17 protein-coding genes are annotated in these 14,531 nt (G+C 60.3%); 5 read left to right on the forward strand and 12 right to left on the reverse strand.

Annotated elements, in window-relative coordinates; genetic code table 11:
* Positions 1-29: 29 nt before the first annotated feature.
* Complete coding sequence (infC, locus tag ACFWW2_RS03145; RefSeq protein WP_393926178.1) at positions 30-575, reverse strand: translation initiation factor IF-3; 546 nt, start codon at positions 573-575, stop codon at positions 30-32.
* Between the two features lie 194 nt (positions 576-769).
* On the opposite strand from infC, the gene ACFWW2_RS03150 reads away from it, so the two are divergent.
* Positions 770-1,393, forward strand: coding sequence for a hypothetical protein (locus ACFWW2_RS03150; protein ID WP_393926082.1), 624 nt, complete (start codon positions 770-772; stop codon positions 1,391-1,393).
* Between the two features lie 74 nt (positions 1,394-1,467).
* Here the strand turns inward: ACFWW2_RS03150 and ACFWW2_RS03155 are convergent, their stop codons facing one another.
* The 6 genes from ACFWW2_RS03155 to cysG all read right to left on the reverse strand — a co-directional run bounded on the left by ACFWW2_RS03155 (position 1,468) and on the right by cysG (position 6,933).
* Entirely contained in the window at positions 1,468-2,316 is an 849-nt protein-coding gene (locus ACFWW2_RS03155; RefSeq protein ID WP_393926180.1) for a ferredoxin--NADP reductase, read from the reverse strand.
* Between the two features lie 76 nt (positions 2,317-2,392).
* Positions 2,393-2,803: a DUF934 domain-containing protein gene (locus tag ACFWW2_RS03160; protein ID WP_393926084.1), complete on the reverse strand. Its 411-nt coding sequence runs from the start codon at positions 2,801-2,803 to the stop codon at positions 2,393-2,395.
* Positions 2,800-3,519, reverse strand: a complete 720-nt coding sequence (locus ACFWW2_RS03165; RefSeq protein ID WP_393926086.1) for a phosphoadenylyl-sulfate reductase — start codon at positions 3,517-3,519, stop codon at positions 2,800-2,802. The genes ACFWW2_RS03160 and ACFWW2_RS03165 overlap by 4 nt, the downstream gene beginning before the upstream one ends.
* Positions 3,509-5,179, reverse strand: a complete 1,671-nt coding sequence (locus ACFWW2_RS03170; RefSeq protein WP_393926088.1) for a nitrite/sulfite reductase — start codon at positions 5,177-5,179, stop codon at positions 3,509-3,511. The genes ACFWW2_RS03165 and ACFWW2_RS03170 overlap by 11 nt, the downstream gene beginning before the upstream one ends.
* Before the next feature lie 66 nt (positions 5,180-5,245).
* Complete coding sequence (locus ACFWW2_RS03175; protein WP_393926089.1) at positions 5,246-5,542, reverse strand: DUF2849 domain-containing protein; 297 nt, start codon at positions 5,540-5,542, stop codon at positions 5,246-5,248.
* Complete coding sequence (gene cysG, locus ACFWW2_RS03180) at positions 5,542-6,933, reverse strand: siroheme synthase CysG (RefSeq protein WP_393926091.1); 1,392 nt, start codon at positions 6,931-6,933, stop codon at positions 5,542-5,544. Before cysG ends, ACFWW2_RS03175 begins: the two co-directional genes overlap by 1 nt.
* 135 nt (positions 6,934-7,068) lie before the next feature.
* On the opposite strand from cysG, the gene ACFWW2_RS03185 reads away from it, so the two are divergent.
* From ACFWW2_RS03185 to ACFWW2_RS03195, 3 genes are all read left to right on the forward strand, one after another.
* The gene (locus ACFWW2_RS03185; protein WP_393926093.1) at positions 7,069-7,530 is read left to right on the forward strand and encodes an Lrp/AsnC family transcriptional regulator; all 462 of its coding nucleotides are present in this window, start codon (positions 7,069-7,071) and stop codon (positions 7,528-7,530) included.
* A 302-nt stretch (positions 7,531-7,832) separates the two neighbouring features.
* Positions 7,833-8,186, forward strand: coding sequence for a hypothetical protein (locus ACFWW2_RS03190; protein WP_393926095.1), 354 nt, complete (start codon positions 7,833-7,835; stop codon positions 8,184-8,186).
* A gap of 14 nt (positions 8,187-8,200) precedes the next feature.
* Positions 8,201-9,007 carry a DUF2145 domain-containing protein gene (locus tag ACFWW2_RS03195; protein ID WP_393926097.1) on the forward strand — a complete coding sequence of 269 codons (807 nt, stop codon included), beginning with the start codon at positions 8,201-8,203 and terminating at the stop codon, positions 9,005-9,007.
* Here the strand turns inward: ACFWW2_RS03195 and ACFWW2_RS03200 are convergent.
* Positions 9,004-9,615, reverse strand: a complete 612-nt coding sequence (locus ACFWW2_RS03200; protein WP_393926098.1) for a ferric reductase-like transmembrane domain-containing protein — start codon at positions 9,613-9,615, stop codon at positions 9,004-9,006. The two genes, ACFWW2_RS03195 and ACFWW2_RS03200, sit on opposite strands and share 4 nt — an antisense overlap.
* Positions 9,616-9,621: 6 nt before the next feature.
* Positions 9,622-10,110, reverse strand: coding sequence for a twin-arginine translocation pathway signal (locus ACFWW2_RS03205; protein WP_393926100.1), 489 nt, complete (start codon positions 10,108-10,110; stop codon positions 9,622-9,624).
* Between the two features lie 248 nt (positions 10,111-10,358).
* Here ACFWW2_RS03205 and ACFWW2_RS03210 point away from each other — a divergent pair, with 248 nt between their 5' ends.
* Positions 10,359-11,081: a L,D-transpeptidase gene (locus ACFWW2_RS03210; protein ID WP_393926102.1), complete on the forward strand. Its 723-nt coding sequence runs from the start codon at positions 10,359-10,361 to the stop codon at positions 11,079-11,081.
* Between the two features lie 6 nt (positions 11,082-11,087).
* Here ACFWW2_RS03210 and ACFWW2_RS03215 read toward each other — a convergent pair whose 3' ends face one another.
* The 3 genes from ACFWW2_RS03215 to ACFWW2_RS03225 all read right to left on the reverse strand — a co-directional run bounded on the left by ACFWW2_RS03215 (position 11,088) and on the right by ACFWW2_RS03225 (position 14,527).
* Complete coding sequence (locus ACFWW2_RS03215; RefSeq protein WP_393926103.1) at positions 11,088-11,351, reverse strand: hypothetical protein; 264 nt, start codon at positions 11,349-11,351, stop codon at positions 11,088-11,090.
* A gap of 130 nt (positions 11,352-11,481) precedes the next feature.
* Positions 11,482-13,281, reverse strand: coding sequence for a class I SAM-dependent methyltransferase (locus ACFWW2_RS03220; RefSeq protein ID WP_393926105.1), 1,800 nt, complete (start codon positions 13,279-13,281; stop codon positions 11,482-11,484).
* Positions 13,282-13,357: 76 nt separating this feature from the next.
* Positions 13,358-14,527 carry a cytochrome P450 gene (locus tag ACFWW2_RS03225; protein WP_393926107.1) on the reverse strand — a complete coding sequence of 390 codons (1,170 nt, stop codon included), beginning with the start codon at positions 14,525-14,527 and terminating at the stop codon, positions 13,358-13,360.
* Between the last annotated feature and the right edge of the window lie 4 nt (positions 14,528-14,531).

The following is a 14,531-nucleotide window of genomic DNA, read 5'->3' on the forward strand; positions in this document are numbered from 1 at the left end:
GTTTTCTTTTTGTAACTCTGTGATGGAAACTACTTGGGCAATGGCCCGATGAGCATGACCATTTGCCGACCTTCCATCTTTGGGAAGTTTTCCACCCGGCCTGTTTCCTTGGTGTCCTCTGCCACCCGTTCCAGCAATTGCCGACCCAGTTCCTGGTGGGCCATTTCGCGGCCACGGAAGCGTAGGGTGATTTTCACCTTGTCGCCGTTTTCCAGAAACTTGAACACGTTGCGCATTTTCACATCGTAATCGTGCTGGTCGGTGTTCGGGCGGAACTTGACCTCTTTGATCTCGATGATCTTTTGCTTCTTGCGCGCTTCGGCTTCTTTTTTCTGTGTCTCGTATTTGAACTTGCCAAAGTCCATGATCTTGCAGACCGGCGGTTTTGCGTTCGGCGAAATCTCTACCAGGTCAAGCCCGGCTTCGTCTGCCATCATCATGGCGCGTTCCGGTGTGACAACACCGACATTTTCGCCGTCCGCCCCGATCAGGCGGATTTCGCTTTCGCGAATACGTTCGTTTACCCGGGGGCCAGTATCGCGCTGTGGCGGCGCGTTGTGGGGTCTGCGTCCTATGATCTTTATCCTTGAATCATTTCGGTTTCGTAGCCGTGAAGGTAAACCCGAGCCTTGCCGTCTTCAACCCGCAAAAGGTGCGGTTTTCAGCCAATTTGTGGTTGCATCGCCCTTCACCTTTTCCCGGCCATCTGACATATCGGCGCCAAGGTCCATGGGGGGCCCAAATGCGATCTTTTGGAAGGATGAGACCAATGAGAGCAATTGCGATCTTAATAGTTTTGGCCGTGCTCGGCTTTTTTGGATACCAATATGCTGTCGAGGGACGTGGTCCGGGCGAGGCTGTTGGTGTGCTAACGGGTGCAACACAGGCCGCCGAACAAGCAGCGATTGAGGCACAAGCCGCTGCCGAAGCCGAAGCCCAGGCCGCCGCCGAAGCTGCCGCTGAAGCAGAGGCTCAGGCTGCTGCAGAAGCCGAGGCCGCAGCTGCGGAAGCCGTTGCCGCCGCAGAAGAGGCCGCCGCTGCCGCTGAAGCGGAAGCCGAAGCGCTGGCCGCCGCTGCCGCCGAAGAAGCTGCCGCTGCAGAAGCAGCCGCCGCCGCACAGGAAGAAGCAACCGAAGCACTGGATCAAGCCGCTGAGGCCGTTGAAGGGGCCACGGAGGATGCCGCTGCTGCGGGTGAGGACCTGATGGCGATGGCAGGCGAGTTGCTGACCGTGGAGGGCTTCGACATCGACAAGGTCATGACCCTGCTGGATGGCGCTGACATCTCGGCTCTGGAAAAAACCACTTTGGGTAACGCGCTGAACGCAGCGCAGGATAATCCTGCCTTGCTCGAGCCGGTATTGCAGAACATCCAGGCTGTGCTGGGCCTCTGAACCCCGCAGCCGCCAAACAGAAAAGGGGCCGCGTCCATCATGGCGCGGCCCTTTTCATTTCTCTTGGATGCGATTCAATCGAGGAACGCCTTTTCCACCACGTAATGCTGTGGGTTCGAATTGGCCCCTTCGACCAGCCCGTATTCTTCGAGCATGTCTTTCAGTTCCAGATTGAACGCCAGATTGCCGCAAATCATCGCCCGGTCGGTTTCGGGGGTTAGCGGTGGGACGCCAAGGTCCGTGAACGCATCACCCGACCGCATCAGGTCGGTGATCCGGCCCATCTTGGGGCTCTGTTCCCTTGTCGTTGTCGGGTAGTATTTGATCTTTTTCCAGAAGCCTTCGCCGATGACATCGTTGAGCAGTTCGTCGGTTTTCAGTGCTTCGATCAGGTCGCGCCCATAGGTCAGTTCGCCCACTTCGCGGCAGGTATGGGTGATGATGATTTCATCATAATCTTCATAGGTTTGCGGTTCGCGCAGGAGCGAGGCGAAAGGCGCGAAGCCGGTGCCGGTGGCGAAGAACCAGAGCCGTTTGCCGGGCAGGAGCGCGTCGTGGACCAGAGTGCCAACGGGTTTGGGCCGCAGGATGATTTCATCGCCTGGTTTGATGTGCTGGAGTTTGGACGTGAGCGGCCCGTCCTGCACCTTGATCGAGTAAAACTCCAGTTCTTCGTCCCATGATGGCGAGGCGATGGAATAGGCGCGCAGCAGCGGCTTTTGCTTGCCGGTTTCCGGGTGCGGGTCGCCCATCAGGCCGATCATCACGAATTCGCCCGACCGGAACCGCAGGGATGCGGGGCGGGTGCAGCGGAAGCTGAACAGCCGGTCGGTGTAGTGCTGCACGTCGGTGACCGTCTGCGCATCGGGCAGGGTCGGTACGGCTTTGGCGGTGTCTAGGGTCACAGGTCTCTGCTCGGTCATATGTGTCATGGCAGCCGTTTTGCGGCCGCCCTCCGTCTTAGTCGTTGATCTGGATCAGGGAAAGGGTGCTTTGGTCCTAGCCGCGCAGGCGGGCCTGATAGTTGTGGTTTTGCCAGTCGGCGCGGGCCAGCCATTGGTCTTCGGGCTGGCGGGTGGCGAGGGCATCGTCGATTTCGACCTCATCAAAGCCGGAGCGGCGTGCCATCGCGTATTGATCGGCAAGGACATGGCCGCGCGCGCGCAGCCGCCCCTTGTAGCCGGCCCGCCGCAGCATGGCGGCAAGGGTAAAGCCGCGCCCGTCGGCGGAGGAGGGGAAGTCGATCCGGATCATCGGGGCATTGGTCAGCCCGGTCAGCGCGTCGGGTGCGGTGTCCGATGGCAGGTCGATGGCATAGTCGCAATCATTGGCCGCTGCATCTGCGTGGCTGATGAAGCTGCCGGTCCAGTCGTCGATGCTGAACCCGGTGTCATTGACGATCACGCTCATGCTGCTTTTCCCGGTCTGATGATCTTGCCGTCTTCGAAATGGATCCCGCATTCGGTCTTGTCGCTGTCGCGCCAGCGGCCTGCGCGGGGGTCATCATGCGCGCTAACGCGTGTGGTGCAGGGCATGCAGCCGATGGAGGGATAACCTTGGGCGACCAGCGGATGCCGGGGCAGAGCGTGCTGATCCATGTAGGTGGAGATGTCTTGCGGGGTCCAGTCGGCAAGCGGGTTGATCTTGATCTTGCGGCCTTCCTTTTCGAACAGCGGGAGGGCTGCGCGCTGCCCACCCTGGAACCGCTTGCGCCCGGTGATCCAGCCGCCGAAATCGCGCAGCGCGTTTTCCAGTGGCCGTGTCTTGCGCAGGTCGCAGCAAGCGTCGGTATCGGCCTGATGCAGGATGCCGTCCACGTCCTCGACCAGCACCGCGTTTCTGTCGGGGGTGATCACCCGCAGATCGGTCAGGCCAAGCTGTTCGCTGACCTCGCGCTGGTAGGTCAGGGTTTCGGGGAACAGCATTTCGGTGTCCAGAAAGATCACCGGTGTCGCGGGGTCGATCTGGGCCACCATGTGCAGCAGCACGACGCTTTCGGCGCCAAAGGATGACACCAGCGCAATCGGCCCGATCTGCACATCGTCAAGCGCGTGGCGCAGGATGGTCTGGGCGTCGGATTTCCGGTGCAGGATGTTGCGACGTTCGGCGAGCTCTTTAAGCGGCATTGGCTTTGTCCTCGGCTGGATAAAGGATGGCTTTGAACGGCTCCATGCCAAGGCGGCGATAGGCCTGAAGGAAGGTTTCATTTTCGTCGGTCCGCAGGTCCATGTAGCCTGTGACCAGCCGTTCGATGGCGGGCACGATCTCGTCCGCGCTGAAACCGGGTCCGGCGCGTTCGCCGATAGTGGTGGTTTCGGTTCCGTCACCGCCCAGCGTGATCTGGTAGTTTTCAACGCCCGCCCGGTCGAGGCCGAGGATGCCGATATGACCGACATGGTGATGCCCGCAGGCGTTGATGCAGCCGGAGATCTTGATTTTCAGCTGGCCGATATCGTGTTCGATCTTCAGCTCATCGAACCGCGTTGCGATTTCCTGCGCGATGGGGATCGAACGGGCCGTGGCCAGCGCACAATAATCCATCCCGGGGCAGGCGATGATGTCAGAGGCCAGCCCGATATTGGCGGTGGCAAGGTCCGCCGCGCGCAGTGCCTGATAGACCGCTGGCAGGTCGGATTTATGCACATGCGGCAGGATCACGTTCTGTTCGTGGCTGATGCGTAACTCGTTATGGCCATAGGTTTCGGCAAGGTCCGCCATGACGCGCATCTGGTCGGATGTCGCATCGCCGGGGGTCGACCCGTGTTTCTTGATGCTGATCGAGACGATGGCGTAACCGTCCGCCTTGTGCTCGGCCAGGTTGGTGTCAGTCCATGACCGGAAGGCGGGGTTGGCAAGGCGTGCGGCCTCAAACCCGTCGGTGGATTTGCTGACGAATGCAGGTGGGGCGAAGGCGGTTTCGATCTGTGCCAGCAAAGCCTGATCGTGGCCGGAGAACCCGGCGCGGATGGCTGTGAACCGGTCCTCGACCAAGTGCTGGATTTTTTCCAGACCGTTTTCGTGGACCGTGATCTTGATCCGTGCCTTGTATTTGTTGTCACGGCGGCCAAGCAGGTTGTAGACGCTGACGATCGCCTCGACATAAGGCAAGAGGTCTGCCTTTGGCAGGAAATCCCGCAGGACCTTGCCCACCATGGGTGTGCGGCCAAGGCCACCGCCCATAATGACCTCGAACCCCGGTTCGCCAGCGGCGTTGCGCACCATGCGCAGGCCGATATCGTGGGCCTTTGTCACCGCACGGTCCTGTTCGGCGCCGGTCACGGCAATCTTGAACTTGCGCGGCAGGAACTGGAATTCCGGATGGTCGGTGGACCACTGGCGCAAAAGTTCCGCGATGGGGCGCGGGTCTTCGATTTCATCGGACGCTGCACCGGCGAAATGGTCGGCAGTTACGTTGCGGATGGTGTTGCCGGAGGTCTGGATCGCGTGCATGCCGACATCGGCAAGCGCGTCGAGCATATCTGGCACGTCCTGCAGTTTCGGCCAGTTATACTGGATGTTCTGCCGGGTCGTGAAATGGCCATAGCCTTTGTCCCAACGGTCGGCGATATAGGCCAGTTGGCGCATCTGGGCGCTGTTGAGTGTGCCGTAGGGGACGGCCACGCGCAGCATGTAGGCGTGCAGTTGCAGGTAAAGCCCGTTCATCAGGCGGAGCGGTTTGAATTCATCCTCGGTCAGGGATCCATCAATGCGGCGTTCCACCTGCCCACGGAACTGGGCCACGCGGGAGCGCACGAAAGCCTTATCGAAGTCATTGTATTGGTACATCTTTTTTCCTTTCGCCGCAAAATCCTTTGAAGGATTTTGCCAAGACTTTTCGAAAAGTCTTGGGGGTCACTCTGCCTGTTTGCCGTGGAAATAGTTGGAGGGGCCGCGCGTGCGGAACGCCTCGCGGAAATGGGTGGGTTCGGGGCCGTCGTCGCCAGCTTTGGCATCGGCCAGATAGGCACCCGCAATCCTGTCGGCATGCGCCTGTGCTTCCAGTAGGCGCAGATCACCGTGAGCTTCGTCAGTGATCAGTTCGGCCTCGTGGATGTCGCGGGTCCAGCGGTTGTCCTCGGTCAGCCAGACGGCGTCGCCTTCCAGCAGGGCGTTGGCGGTGACGACTTTGGGTGTGAAGCTACGTGCCATTATGCAAACTCCCTTAGTTTCAAAGCGTTGGCCTGTGCGTCGCGCGGGGCGAGGCCGTAGAATGTGATGGCGGGGCCGGTCAGGTTCGCGTTGGTCATGGTCGGTTCCATCTCGGCCAATGTCGTTGCGATGATGCGCTGGTCGGGCCGACTGACATTTTCGATGATGGTCACGGGTGTGGCCGGGTCGGCGCCGTGCATCAGCAAGCGACCCTGTATGAAACGCGCGGATTTCTTGCCCATGTAGATCGCTGCAACCTCGCCCGCCCGCGCCAGCGCGCGCCAGTCGTGATCGGCGTATCCTTTGGTGTCGTGCCCGGTGATCAGGCGGACGGAGGAGTTGCGCTGCCGCTTGGTCAGGCTTTGCCCGATATTGGCGACGGCGGCGGAGGCGGCGGTGATGCCGGGGATGATCCGATAGGAAATACCCGCGTTTTCAAGGGCTTCGATTTCTTCGTCAAGCCGCCCGAACACGGTTGGATCGCCCGCCTTGAGCCGGACCACATGATGCCCGTCCTGCGCGTGCTGCACGATCAGGGCGTCGATATCTTCCTGCTTCATCGAGGGGCCAAAGCCGGTTTTGCCAGCGTCGATGATGATCGCCTCGCGCCGGGCGAGTTCGAGGATTTCGGGTGTGACCAGCCGGTCGTGGATCACCACATCGGCGGTGTCGAGCGCGTTGCGCGCCTTGAGTGTGAGCAGTTCGGGATCGCCCGGGCCAGCGCCGACGAGGTCGACATGACCTTCCCGCGCTTTGGTCATGATGTGGGTGTCGAGCAGGGTTTCGAGCGCGGGGATTACGCCGTTTTCGCCAGCGTCTTCAATGGCTTTGGGGCCAGTGTTGAAATAGAAGGCGGACCAGAAATCGCGCCGTTTACGGCCCATGGGCAGCACGTCGGCGGCGTGGCGGAAGGTTTTGCCGATGCGGGCGAGGATGCCGAGCGAGGTGGGCAGGCGTTCTTCCAGATCGGCCTTGATGGCGCGGGCGAGGACCGGTGCCGCGCCTTCGGTGCCGATGGCGACGGTGACCGGGTCGCGGTCCACGATGGCGGGGGTGATGAACTGGCTATCTGCCAGATTATCAACGATATTTACGAGCGCGCCTTCGGCGTTGGCGATGGCTGAAACGCGCGCATCTTCGACATCATCTTCGTTGGCGGCGTAGAACAGGGCGGCGCAGAGCGTGTCGCCGGGTTCCATGGCGCGGTTGATGATTGTCAGCTTGTCTTGGGCCGCCCATTTCTGGATATCAGGGGCGATTTCGGAAGCGATTACAGTCAGATGCGCCTCTGTTTTCATCAGCAAACGCAGCTTGGCCATGGCCGCGTCACCACCGCCTGAGACGACGATGCGGCGGCCTGCGACGGCGAGGAAGATGGGGAAGTGCTGCATGATGACCCTCGAATTTCTTGGGTTCAATATAGAATATCGTTCTGCTATTTGCCTCCCCCAGAAGGCAACTAAGGACACTTGTTCCAAGTCGGGATGAATTTGGACCGTCTGTCCTGCCAAAATGGAGAATTGAGAATGTCGGTGCGGATTGATGCGACGGATCGGAAGATTTTGGCGGCTTTACAGGCGGATGCGGCGCAATCGCTGGACGAAATTGCCAAGAATATCGGGTCATCCAAGACCCCTGTCTGGAACCGGATTCGCAAGATGCGCGAGGCGGGGATCATCGGGCAGCAGACCGTGTTGCTGGATGCCGAGGCGCTGGGGTTCGAGGCGTGTTTTTTTGTTCTGATCCGCACGTCGGAGCATGATGCGGACTGGCAAGGAAGGTTCCTTAAGGCATTGAAATCACGACCGGAAGTGCAGGAGGCGCATCGGTTGGCGGGGGATATCGATTATATTCTGAAAGTGCGGGTGCAGAACGCGCGGGCTTATGACACGTTTTATCAGGCGCTGATTTCAGAGGTGAAGGTGCATAACGTCACAGCGCTTTTGTCTATGGAAGAGATCAAGTCGACGGTGGCGTTGCCGCTGTAGCGGACGCAACGTTCGGTGGGGTGCGTGCGGTGGTCGGCGCGCGAGACCCCGCGAATCATCAGTTAACGCAATGCGGCAAGGCGATTTGGCCTGTCGGCGATGCGTCGGCATCGAGTCGGCGTTTCGTCGGACCCCACCGCACGGTTGGGCCAATTAATGCGGCGTGCGGTTAAAAGGTGAAGATGATCTTCATACTTTGGTCGGGTTTTCCCTACCTATTGTGAACGTAGTTCATAAATGTGTTGACCGATGGAAGGTGGCGCTCTACGAACGTGAGCATTGTTCATGAATGGAGAGATGTCATGCGATTTGTAAAGCTTACAGCCGGGTTTGCGGCCCTTTTCCTTGTTGGTGCCTGTGCCAGCCCCAGTGTTCAGCACGCCACCCAATCCGCCGATCATAGTGCGCAGGCCACGGGCCATGGGGTCAGCGCCGTCGCCTCTGGTGCTGCGACGGTCAGCGCGGTGCCGGTGATGGCGGCAGGGTCGGTTCTGACGGTCACAGGTGCCGCGATTGAAGAGGTGGGCACCGGGTCGTTGAATGCCGGGGTTGAGGTGTTTGAGGCCGGTATTGGCGCGCGTCCGCCTGCCATATGCGGGCCAACGGTGCGACAGCCGGACTGTGTGACCCCCGATGGTCCGCCGCGGCTGAACTGATCAGGAGTGAGATCATGAAACGTTTGATATCGCTGATCATGCTGGTGCTGGTCGCATGTCTGCCTTTGCAGGCAGGTGCAGGCAGCAGTGCGGCGGGCAATTCGGTATTGCCTGTGGCCGAAGTGGCCACATTCGCCAACCGTGTGCAGCAGGATCTGGCCGCACGCGGGGCCAGTGTGGCGATTGTGGCCCGGGTGGGTCGTGATCCGTCCATGCTGCCAGACGGCATTCGCTATACCCATGTGGGTTTCTGGGTTTACTCCCGAATTACCCGCGCTGATGGCAGTACCGGCATGGGGTATCGCGTCTATAATCTTTATCAGAAGCAGGGAAATCTGACCCGTAGCGAGTTGGTCCAGGACAGTCCCGCTGATTTCTTTGCGGGCGCGCAGGTGCTGGATGCGGGGGTGATCATTCCTGACCCCCGATTGCAGCGCAAACTGCTGGAGGTGATCGCCAGCCCCACATATGCGGCCCTGCATAACCCGACCTATTCGGTGCTGGCCAACCCCGGATCATCGCAATTCCAGAATTGTACCGAGCATACGCTGGATGTGTTGATGGCCGCGATTTACGACACGCGCGATCCCCGCCGGATCAAGGCCAATATCGCGGCTTATTTTGAACCGCAAAATGTGCGCCTGAACGGGTTGCAACGCCTGTTTGCCCCTGCCGCGTCGCAGGCGCTGACCACGGCGGATCATGGTTCGCAGGTGAAAACGGCGACGTTTGGGTCGATTGCCCGGTTCATGCGCGCCAATGATCTGGCATCGCAAGTGTATCGCGTCACACCGGATCGTGTGGTCGGGTTCGCGGGTTAACGCGGGCGGCGTGCCCATGTTTTCAGGTCGATCACAACCTTTATGGTCGCAACCATCACAAGGGCGCAAAGGAGGGCCTTTGTGATGGTTTCCATGGTTCCTTCGATCAGCAAGGCGTGGATTACGGTGCCACTTACGATCACCAGTGCCAGGGCGGTGTGCGCCCGCCGCCATGTCCGTGGGGACAGCCGCCGCCGGAGCGCGGCCAGAATGGCGGTGGCAAAGATCGCCCACATGGCAACCACACCCCAGATCGAAAACGGGGTGGGGGAGGCGAGAAGCAGCGCGTCGATCACGTCAGGCGGGCTGGTAACCCAGAGGGCGGCCACATGGATGATTACCGCGGTCACCAGAATGCCACCGATCCAGCGATGCACCTGTCGCCCGCGCATGGCCCGCAGCCCCGGCAGGCGTCCACCCGCCAAAAGCGGCTGTAGTAACATCAGCGACATTCCGATGATCCCGGCAAAGCCTGCCAGAATATAGACCGGCTCGCGCCATGCCAGCAGGGGGCTGGCGGCGGCGGCTGCGATGGGTATAGCCATGGCTGCGATCAGGCCGCCCCAGATCAGAGCGCCCCGCGCGCGTGTCGCCCGGTTCGGCCCCATCCTGGATCAGGCCGGTTGCAACACGAAATCCGCGTGAAGTGTGGTATCGCTGGCGCTTGCCATGACAGGGCGCAGAAAGACCGTTTCGAAATCCCCACTGTCATAGGCGAGGTGCCCGTGGGGTTGCCCGAAGGCTGGCACAATCTGCGGCATTTCAAGCCGGAACATGCCGTTGGCGTCGGTTAATGTGGCGCCATGGCTTTGCGGGTCGCGTTCATGCCCTTCGGTCGTGTGCGCCCAGATCTGGATCCGTTGTCCGGGCAGCGGTATCCCGTCGCCGGCGCGCCGTACGGTCCCTGTCATCCAGAAGCCGCCGCCGCCGATCCGGTCAACGATTGGTGCGCCAGGCCGGTAATTGTTGGATCCACCGCGCATGGATGTGGTGGGGGTCAGCTCCTGAGCCTGCGCAGGGACGATGAGACCCGACAGCCCGGTGGCCAAGACGGCCCCGGCAGTGGCAAGAAGCGTGCGCCGGTTGGTGCGCTTTTCGGTCATGTCGCGGTCTCCCTTTGGCCGTGGTTTTTGAGATTGTAGCGCATCTGCGCAGAAATCCGAATTGGCGATGGCACTTGAGCGGTAAAGACGGCTCACAGATACGTGAGTTGCCCGTTTTGGTGCGTTATGGCCGCACCGCACAGGGATGTGAGCCGCCTGAACCGTCACTCCCCTTGCCGTAAGGCTGTTTTTCGCCTAACCCGAAATTTCTTGTTTTTGCTGTTGATTGAGGGCGGAGAGGCCGGACCATGTTAAGCAGACGTCATTTCATCATGACAACGGCGGCGTTGTTTTCGCCACCCATCGCAGGTGCCGCACTGGCGCAGGAGGTCGAGACCGACGCCGTGCTGTCCCCGGTCGAAGAGGTTGTGCCGCCGCGCCCGCCGGTATCGCCCCCGTCACGTTGGCCCGGATGGGACAGGCGCGTGACCCCGCGCAATTATGACCCGTTCACCTCGAACCCCTGGGGGTTTCATCCTCGGTTTCTGCCCACCATCGTTGAGGCGAATGCGAACCTGCGCCCCGGTGATATCCATGTCGATGCGATAGCCCGGTATCTTTATCATATCCGCGCTGATGGCACCGCGATGCGCTATGGCGTGGCGATTGCGACCGGCAAACTGTACGAACCGGGCACGTATACTATCCGCCGCAAGGCCCGCTGGCCCACATGGCGCCCAACCGATGCGATGATCGAGCGCGATCCGGGCTCTTTCGAGCGGTTCAAGGATGGGATGGATGGCGGCCCAAGCAATCCGCTGGGATCACGCGCGCTGTATCTTTATGTGGGTCGCCGTGACACGTATCTGCGTATCCATGGCACCCCGTCGCCGCGGTCCATCGGTGGCCGCGCCAGTTCTGGCTGCGTGCGTATGGTGATGGCCCATATCATCGGGCTTTATGATCAGGTCGAGACCGGCTCGTCGGCGATCCTGTATCCTGCCGAGGATGCGATTACCGCCCGCAGCTGACCCGGGTTACTGGGTCGTGGGGGCGGTTTCGGCGGCTTGCAGGCAGATCGGCCGCCCTTGGGTTGTTCTGAGCGGCAGCAGGGTGGTTTCGACCGGTCCTGCGTGGCTGTACCAGTAGCAGTTATCTTCAGGCAGCAGGACGGCGGTTTGCAGATCCTGATAAGGGGCGGCCATGGCCGCCACGCCTTCGGGCAGGGGCGGCGTGGTCTGGATGTCGCATGCGGCTAGCGCAAGTAAGGCCAATGGGGCAAGGCTGGCGCGGATACTCATGATAATTCTCCCTGTTCGCGGGGTCCCCAAAGCATTTCGACGCCGGTCTGGCAATACGCTGTGCTGTACCGGGCACATTTTTTGGGCGAGTGTCGCCTGATGTCCAGTCTTTGGGGGGAGGGAGCGGCGTCTACTTCGTCAACTTGCCCAAGAGGGTCCGGTATTGCGTCGTGATGATCCGCACGGCCTTGTCACGTTTCCCGTGCCGCTTGACGGCCTTGAGAGCGGCCTGCGGCGCGACGCGTGTTTTCAGCATCTGGTTGCGTCGGTATTTGCCGGGACGGGTGGAAATCTTGCGCTGCAACGCGGCTTCCTGATCCCAATAGGACATTATTTGCGTCTCGCTCAGCGGCATCTTCAGTTGATGACACACGGTTCTGACCAAGGTCAGCAGGTGGTGAATTTCGCCATTTGCGCCGGTCATTTCCATCAGGTTGAATGCGTCGGACAGTCCCCTGACAATCAGGTAACCGACGGGAATGTCATCTGATTGGTGCCATTCCAGATCGACAAAATGTGCGTTGTTGGCTTTGTCCAAGATCATGTTCTTGGGAATGGCATCGAGCCACTTACCCGGAATTTGCTGCGACGAATCAAGACTGCTTGTCGTATCGATCCCGACGGTCGCGCCAAGTGCTGCGATCCAGCGTTGCGCCCAGGTTGTGACCTCGGCAACTCGCCATTTATCCCTCGCCATGATGTCGTGCAGCGCTTGAGTCCAAAGTTGACCGTCAAGAAATGGCTCGCGTTCAAGGATCTGGGTCAGATCCTCATTCTGGGGCATCGGATCATCGGTCAGGGGCTGTCTGTCGACAACGATATCATCGGCGCTGCCCTGAAATGCGACCCGTTTGAGGTAGTGTTTCTTTCGATCGCCATTGCCGTAGTAAACTGCATAGTCGTTGGCGGAAGCGGTGATCTCGGACTTGGATGCCACGACAAGGAAAGAGTTTGCGACATCGCCGCCCAACCCATTTTCCATGACGGGCTGCAATGCTTTGGACAGGGCAAAATGCAAGTGTTTGGGTTTTTGTCGGTCGGAGGCCGCAGCCCCCGCCACCAGCGCCGCAAACCGCCCGCCCATATCGGGTGTCATGGCCGGATCAAACAACACGGCTTCGGGGAATTTGTAGTCGGGAAAGGGATAAGCGAAGCGCTGTCCGGTCAAGCCGACCCCACGAAGCCGGTTGGCCAAAACCTCGCGTCCAAAGGTCACGACGGACTTGTCGCTGTAATGCCCCTCGATCCCGGCCATTGGATAGTTGAGGTGGTCCTCGGCATAGCCGGCGAAATATTTCAGGCCCAGTTGATTTTCGATGGCCAGAATAAGTACGCCGTCGTCGGTCAGATGGTTGGCAACATATTGAAGCATCTGGTCAATCGGGTCGCTGTCGCTTCCGTCGGAAAAATAGACACGGGCATATTCGAGCACTCCGATAAGGGTGATCGTCTGGAACTTTTGATCCGTCTTGAGGTCTTGTAAGTTGGCGTTGATCACCGTCACATTATCCAGATCACGGCAGCGCGCCCCGATGGTCGCTGCGCGGCGTCCGCTGCCCTCCAGCGCGAAAACCTGATGCCCTTCTTCCCCCATGAACCGGGTCAACAGCCCGCAGCCAGCCCCGATTTCGAGAATGGGTCCTGACAGATGGTCAGAGACCGCGCGCAGGAGGTTGGCCCGCTGATGATGCAGGTGATAGGTTGATGGCCAATCCTTCATGCCGGCTGCGAGTTCGTCGGACATAACGGACGTGTCGGTTGCATTCTGGATCACCGAAAGAACATAGTTTTCGGACCGATCACCATCGGAATAGCCGAAACCACCGCTGGCGGTTTTCAGTGCCCAGATATTTCGTTCGCCATCACGCTGAAAGTCGTTTTCAAGCCAGCCTGTTTCTGCCGGGGTGGTGCTGTTTGATGTTTGTGACACTGATGGTCTGCCTATCTGTGCGTTCCTTGCGGTTGAACCTCTATAGCAGGTGCGACCGCAGGCGCAATTGAACCAGTCAGGGGAAGGATTTGACCATCAATCGTTCCAGTCCGTGGAAGTGGTAGACGTTGCCGTAGTGGGGTGTTTCGCTGATGTGCAGGTTGGGGCAGCGGGTGAGGAGGGTTTCCAATGCGATCCGCAGTTCCAGCCGTGCCAGTGGTGCCCCGACGCAGAAATGGATGCCGCCGCCGAAGCTGGTGTTTTGTGGCCCCTTGCGTGTCGGGTCGAACCGGTTGGGGTTGGCGTAGGCTGCTGGGTCTCGGTTGGCGGCGCCGAGCAGGCAGGCGATCTGGTCGCCCCGTTTGAAGCTGTGGTCGCCCATGGTCACGTCTTCGTAGACCCAGCGGGTGAACATGTGCAGGGGTGGGTCGTAGCGGATGATTTCCTCCACACATGCGTTGCTGATGTCGATTACCTGATGTTCAAGCAGGGTTTTGACGCCGTTGCCGAGCGTGTGGACTGTCGCCTCGTGCCCCGCATTCAGAAGCAGGATGCATGTGGTGATCAACTCGTCTTCGCTGAGTTTTTCGCCCTGTTCTTCCGCTGCGATCAGGGTCGAGATCAGGTCGTCGCCGGGGGTCTTGCGCCGCTGGTTGATGTAGTCGCGCATGAAACCGGTGAAATCGCTGGCGGCGGTGGCGGCGGCATCCTCGATCGCACGGGTCCGTCCGGCGGTGTACATCGCGACCATGGCGTTGGACCAGCGCAGCAAGTCATCGGCGTGGGACTCGGGCACGCCGAGCAGGCGGCAGATGATGATCACCGGCACGGGGCGTGCATAGGCGTCGAGCAGATCGAAGGGTTGGTCGGGAAACCGGTTGATCAGGTCATGGCAAAGCCGGGTCATATCGGGGGCGAGCGCGCTGATGGTCCGGCTGGTGAAGGCCCGCAGCACCAGCGAGCGCAGGCGCGTATGCCGGGGTGGTTCGAGTTCGAGCATCGAATGCGCCTCGACCGCGTAGAAGGGTCGCAGATGGGCGGGGATATCGGGGGCCAGTTCCGGCGGGCATTCGCGCCCCATGCGTTTGTCGCGCAGAACCGCGTGCACGGATTTGTGGCTGACGGCGCAGGGCAGGTCATAATCGTCCCACCAGACGAAATCGCCCGCGCCGCGCGCGCGGTCGTAGAACGGGTAGGGGTTCCGGACAAAGCCGGGGTCGGTTGGAGACTGGGAAAAGCGTTGCATTCGG

This window comes from Yoonia sp. R2-816, from assembly GCF_046762905.1.
Lineage (GTDB): Bacteria > Pseudomonadota > Alphaproteobacteria > Rhodobacterales > Rhodobacteraceae > Yoonia.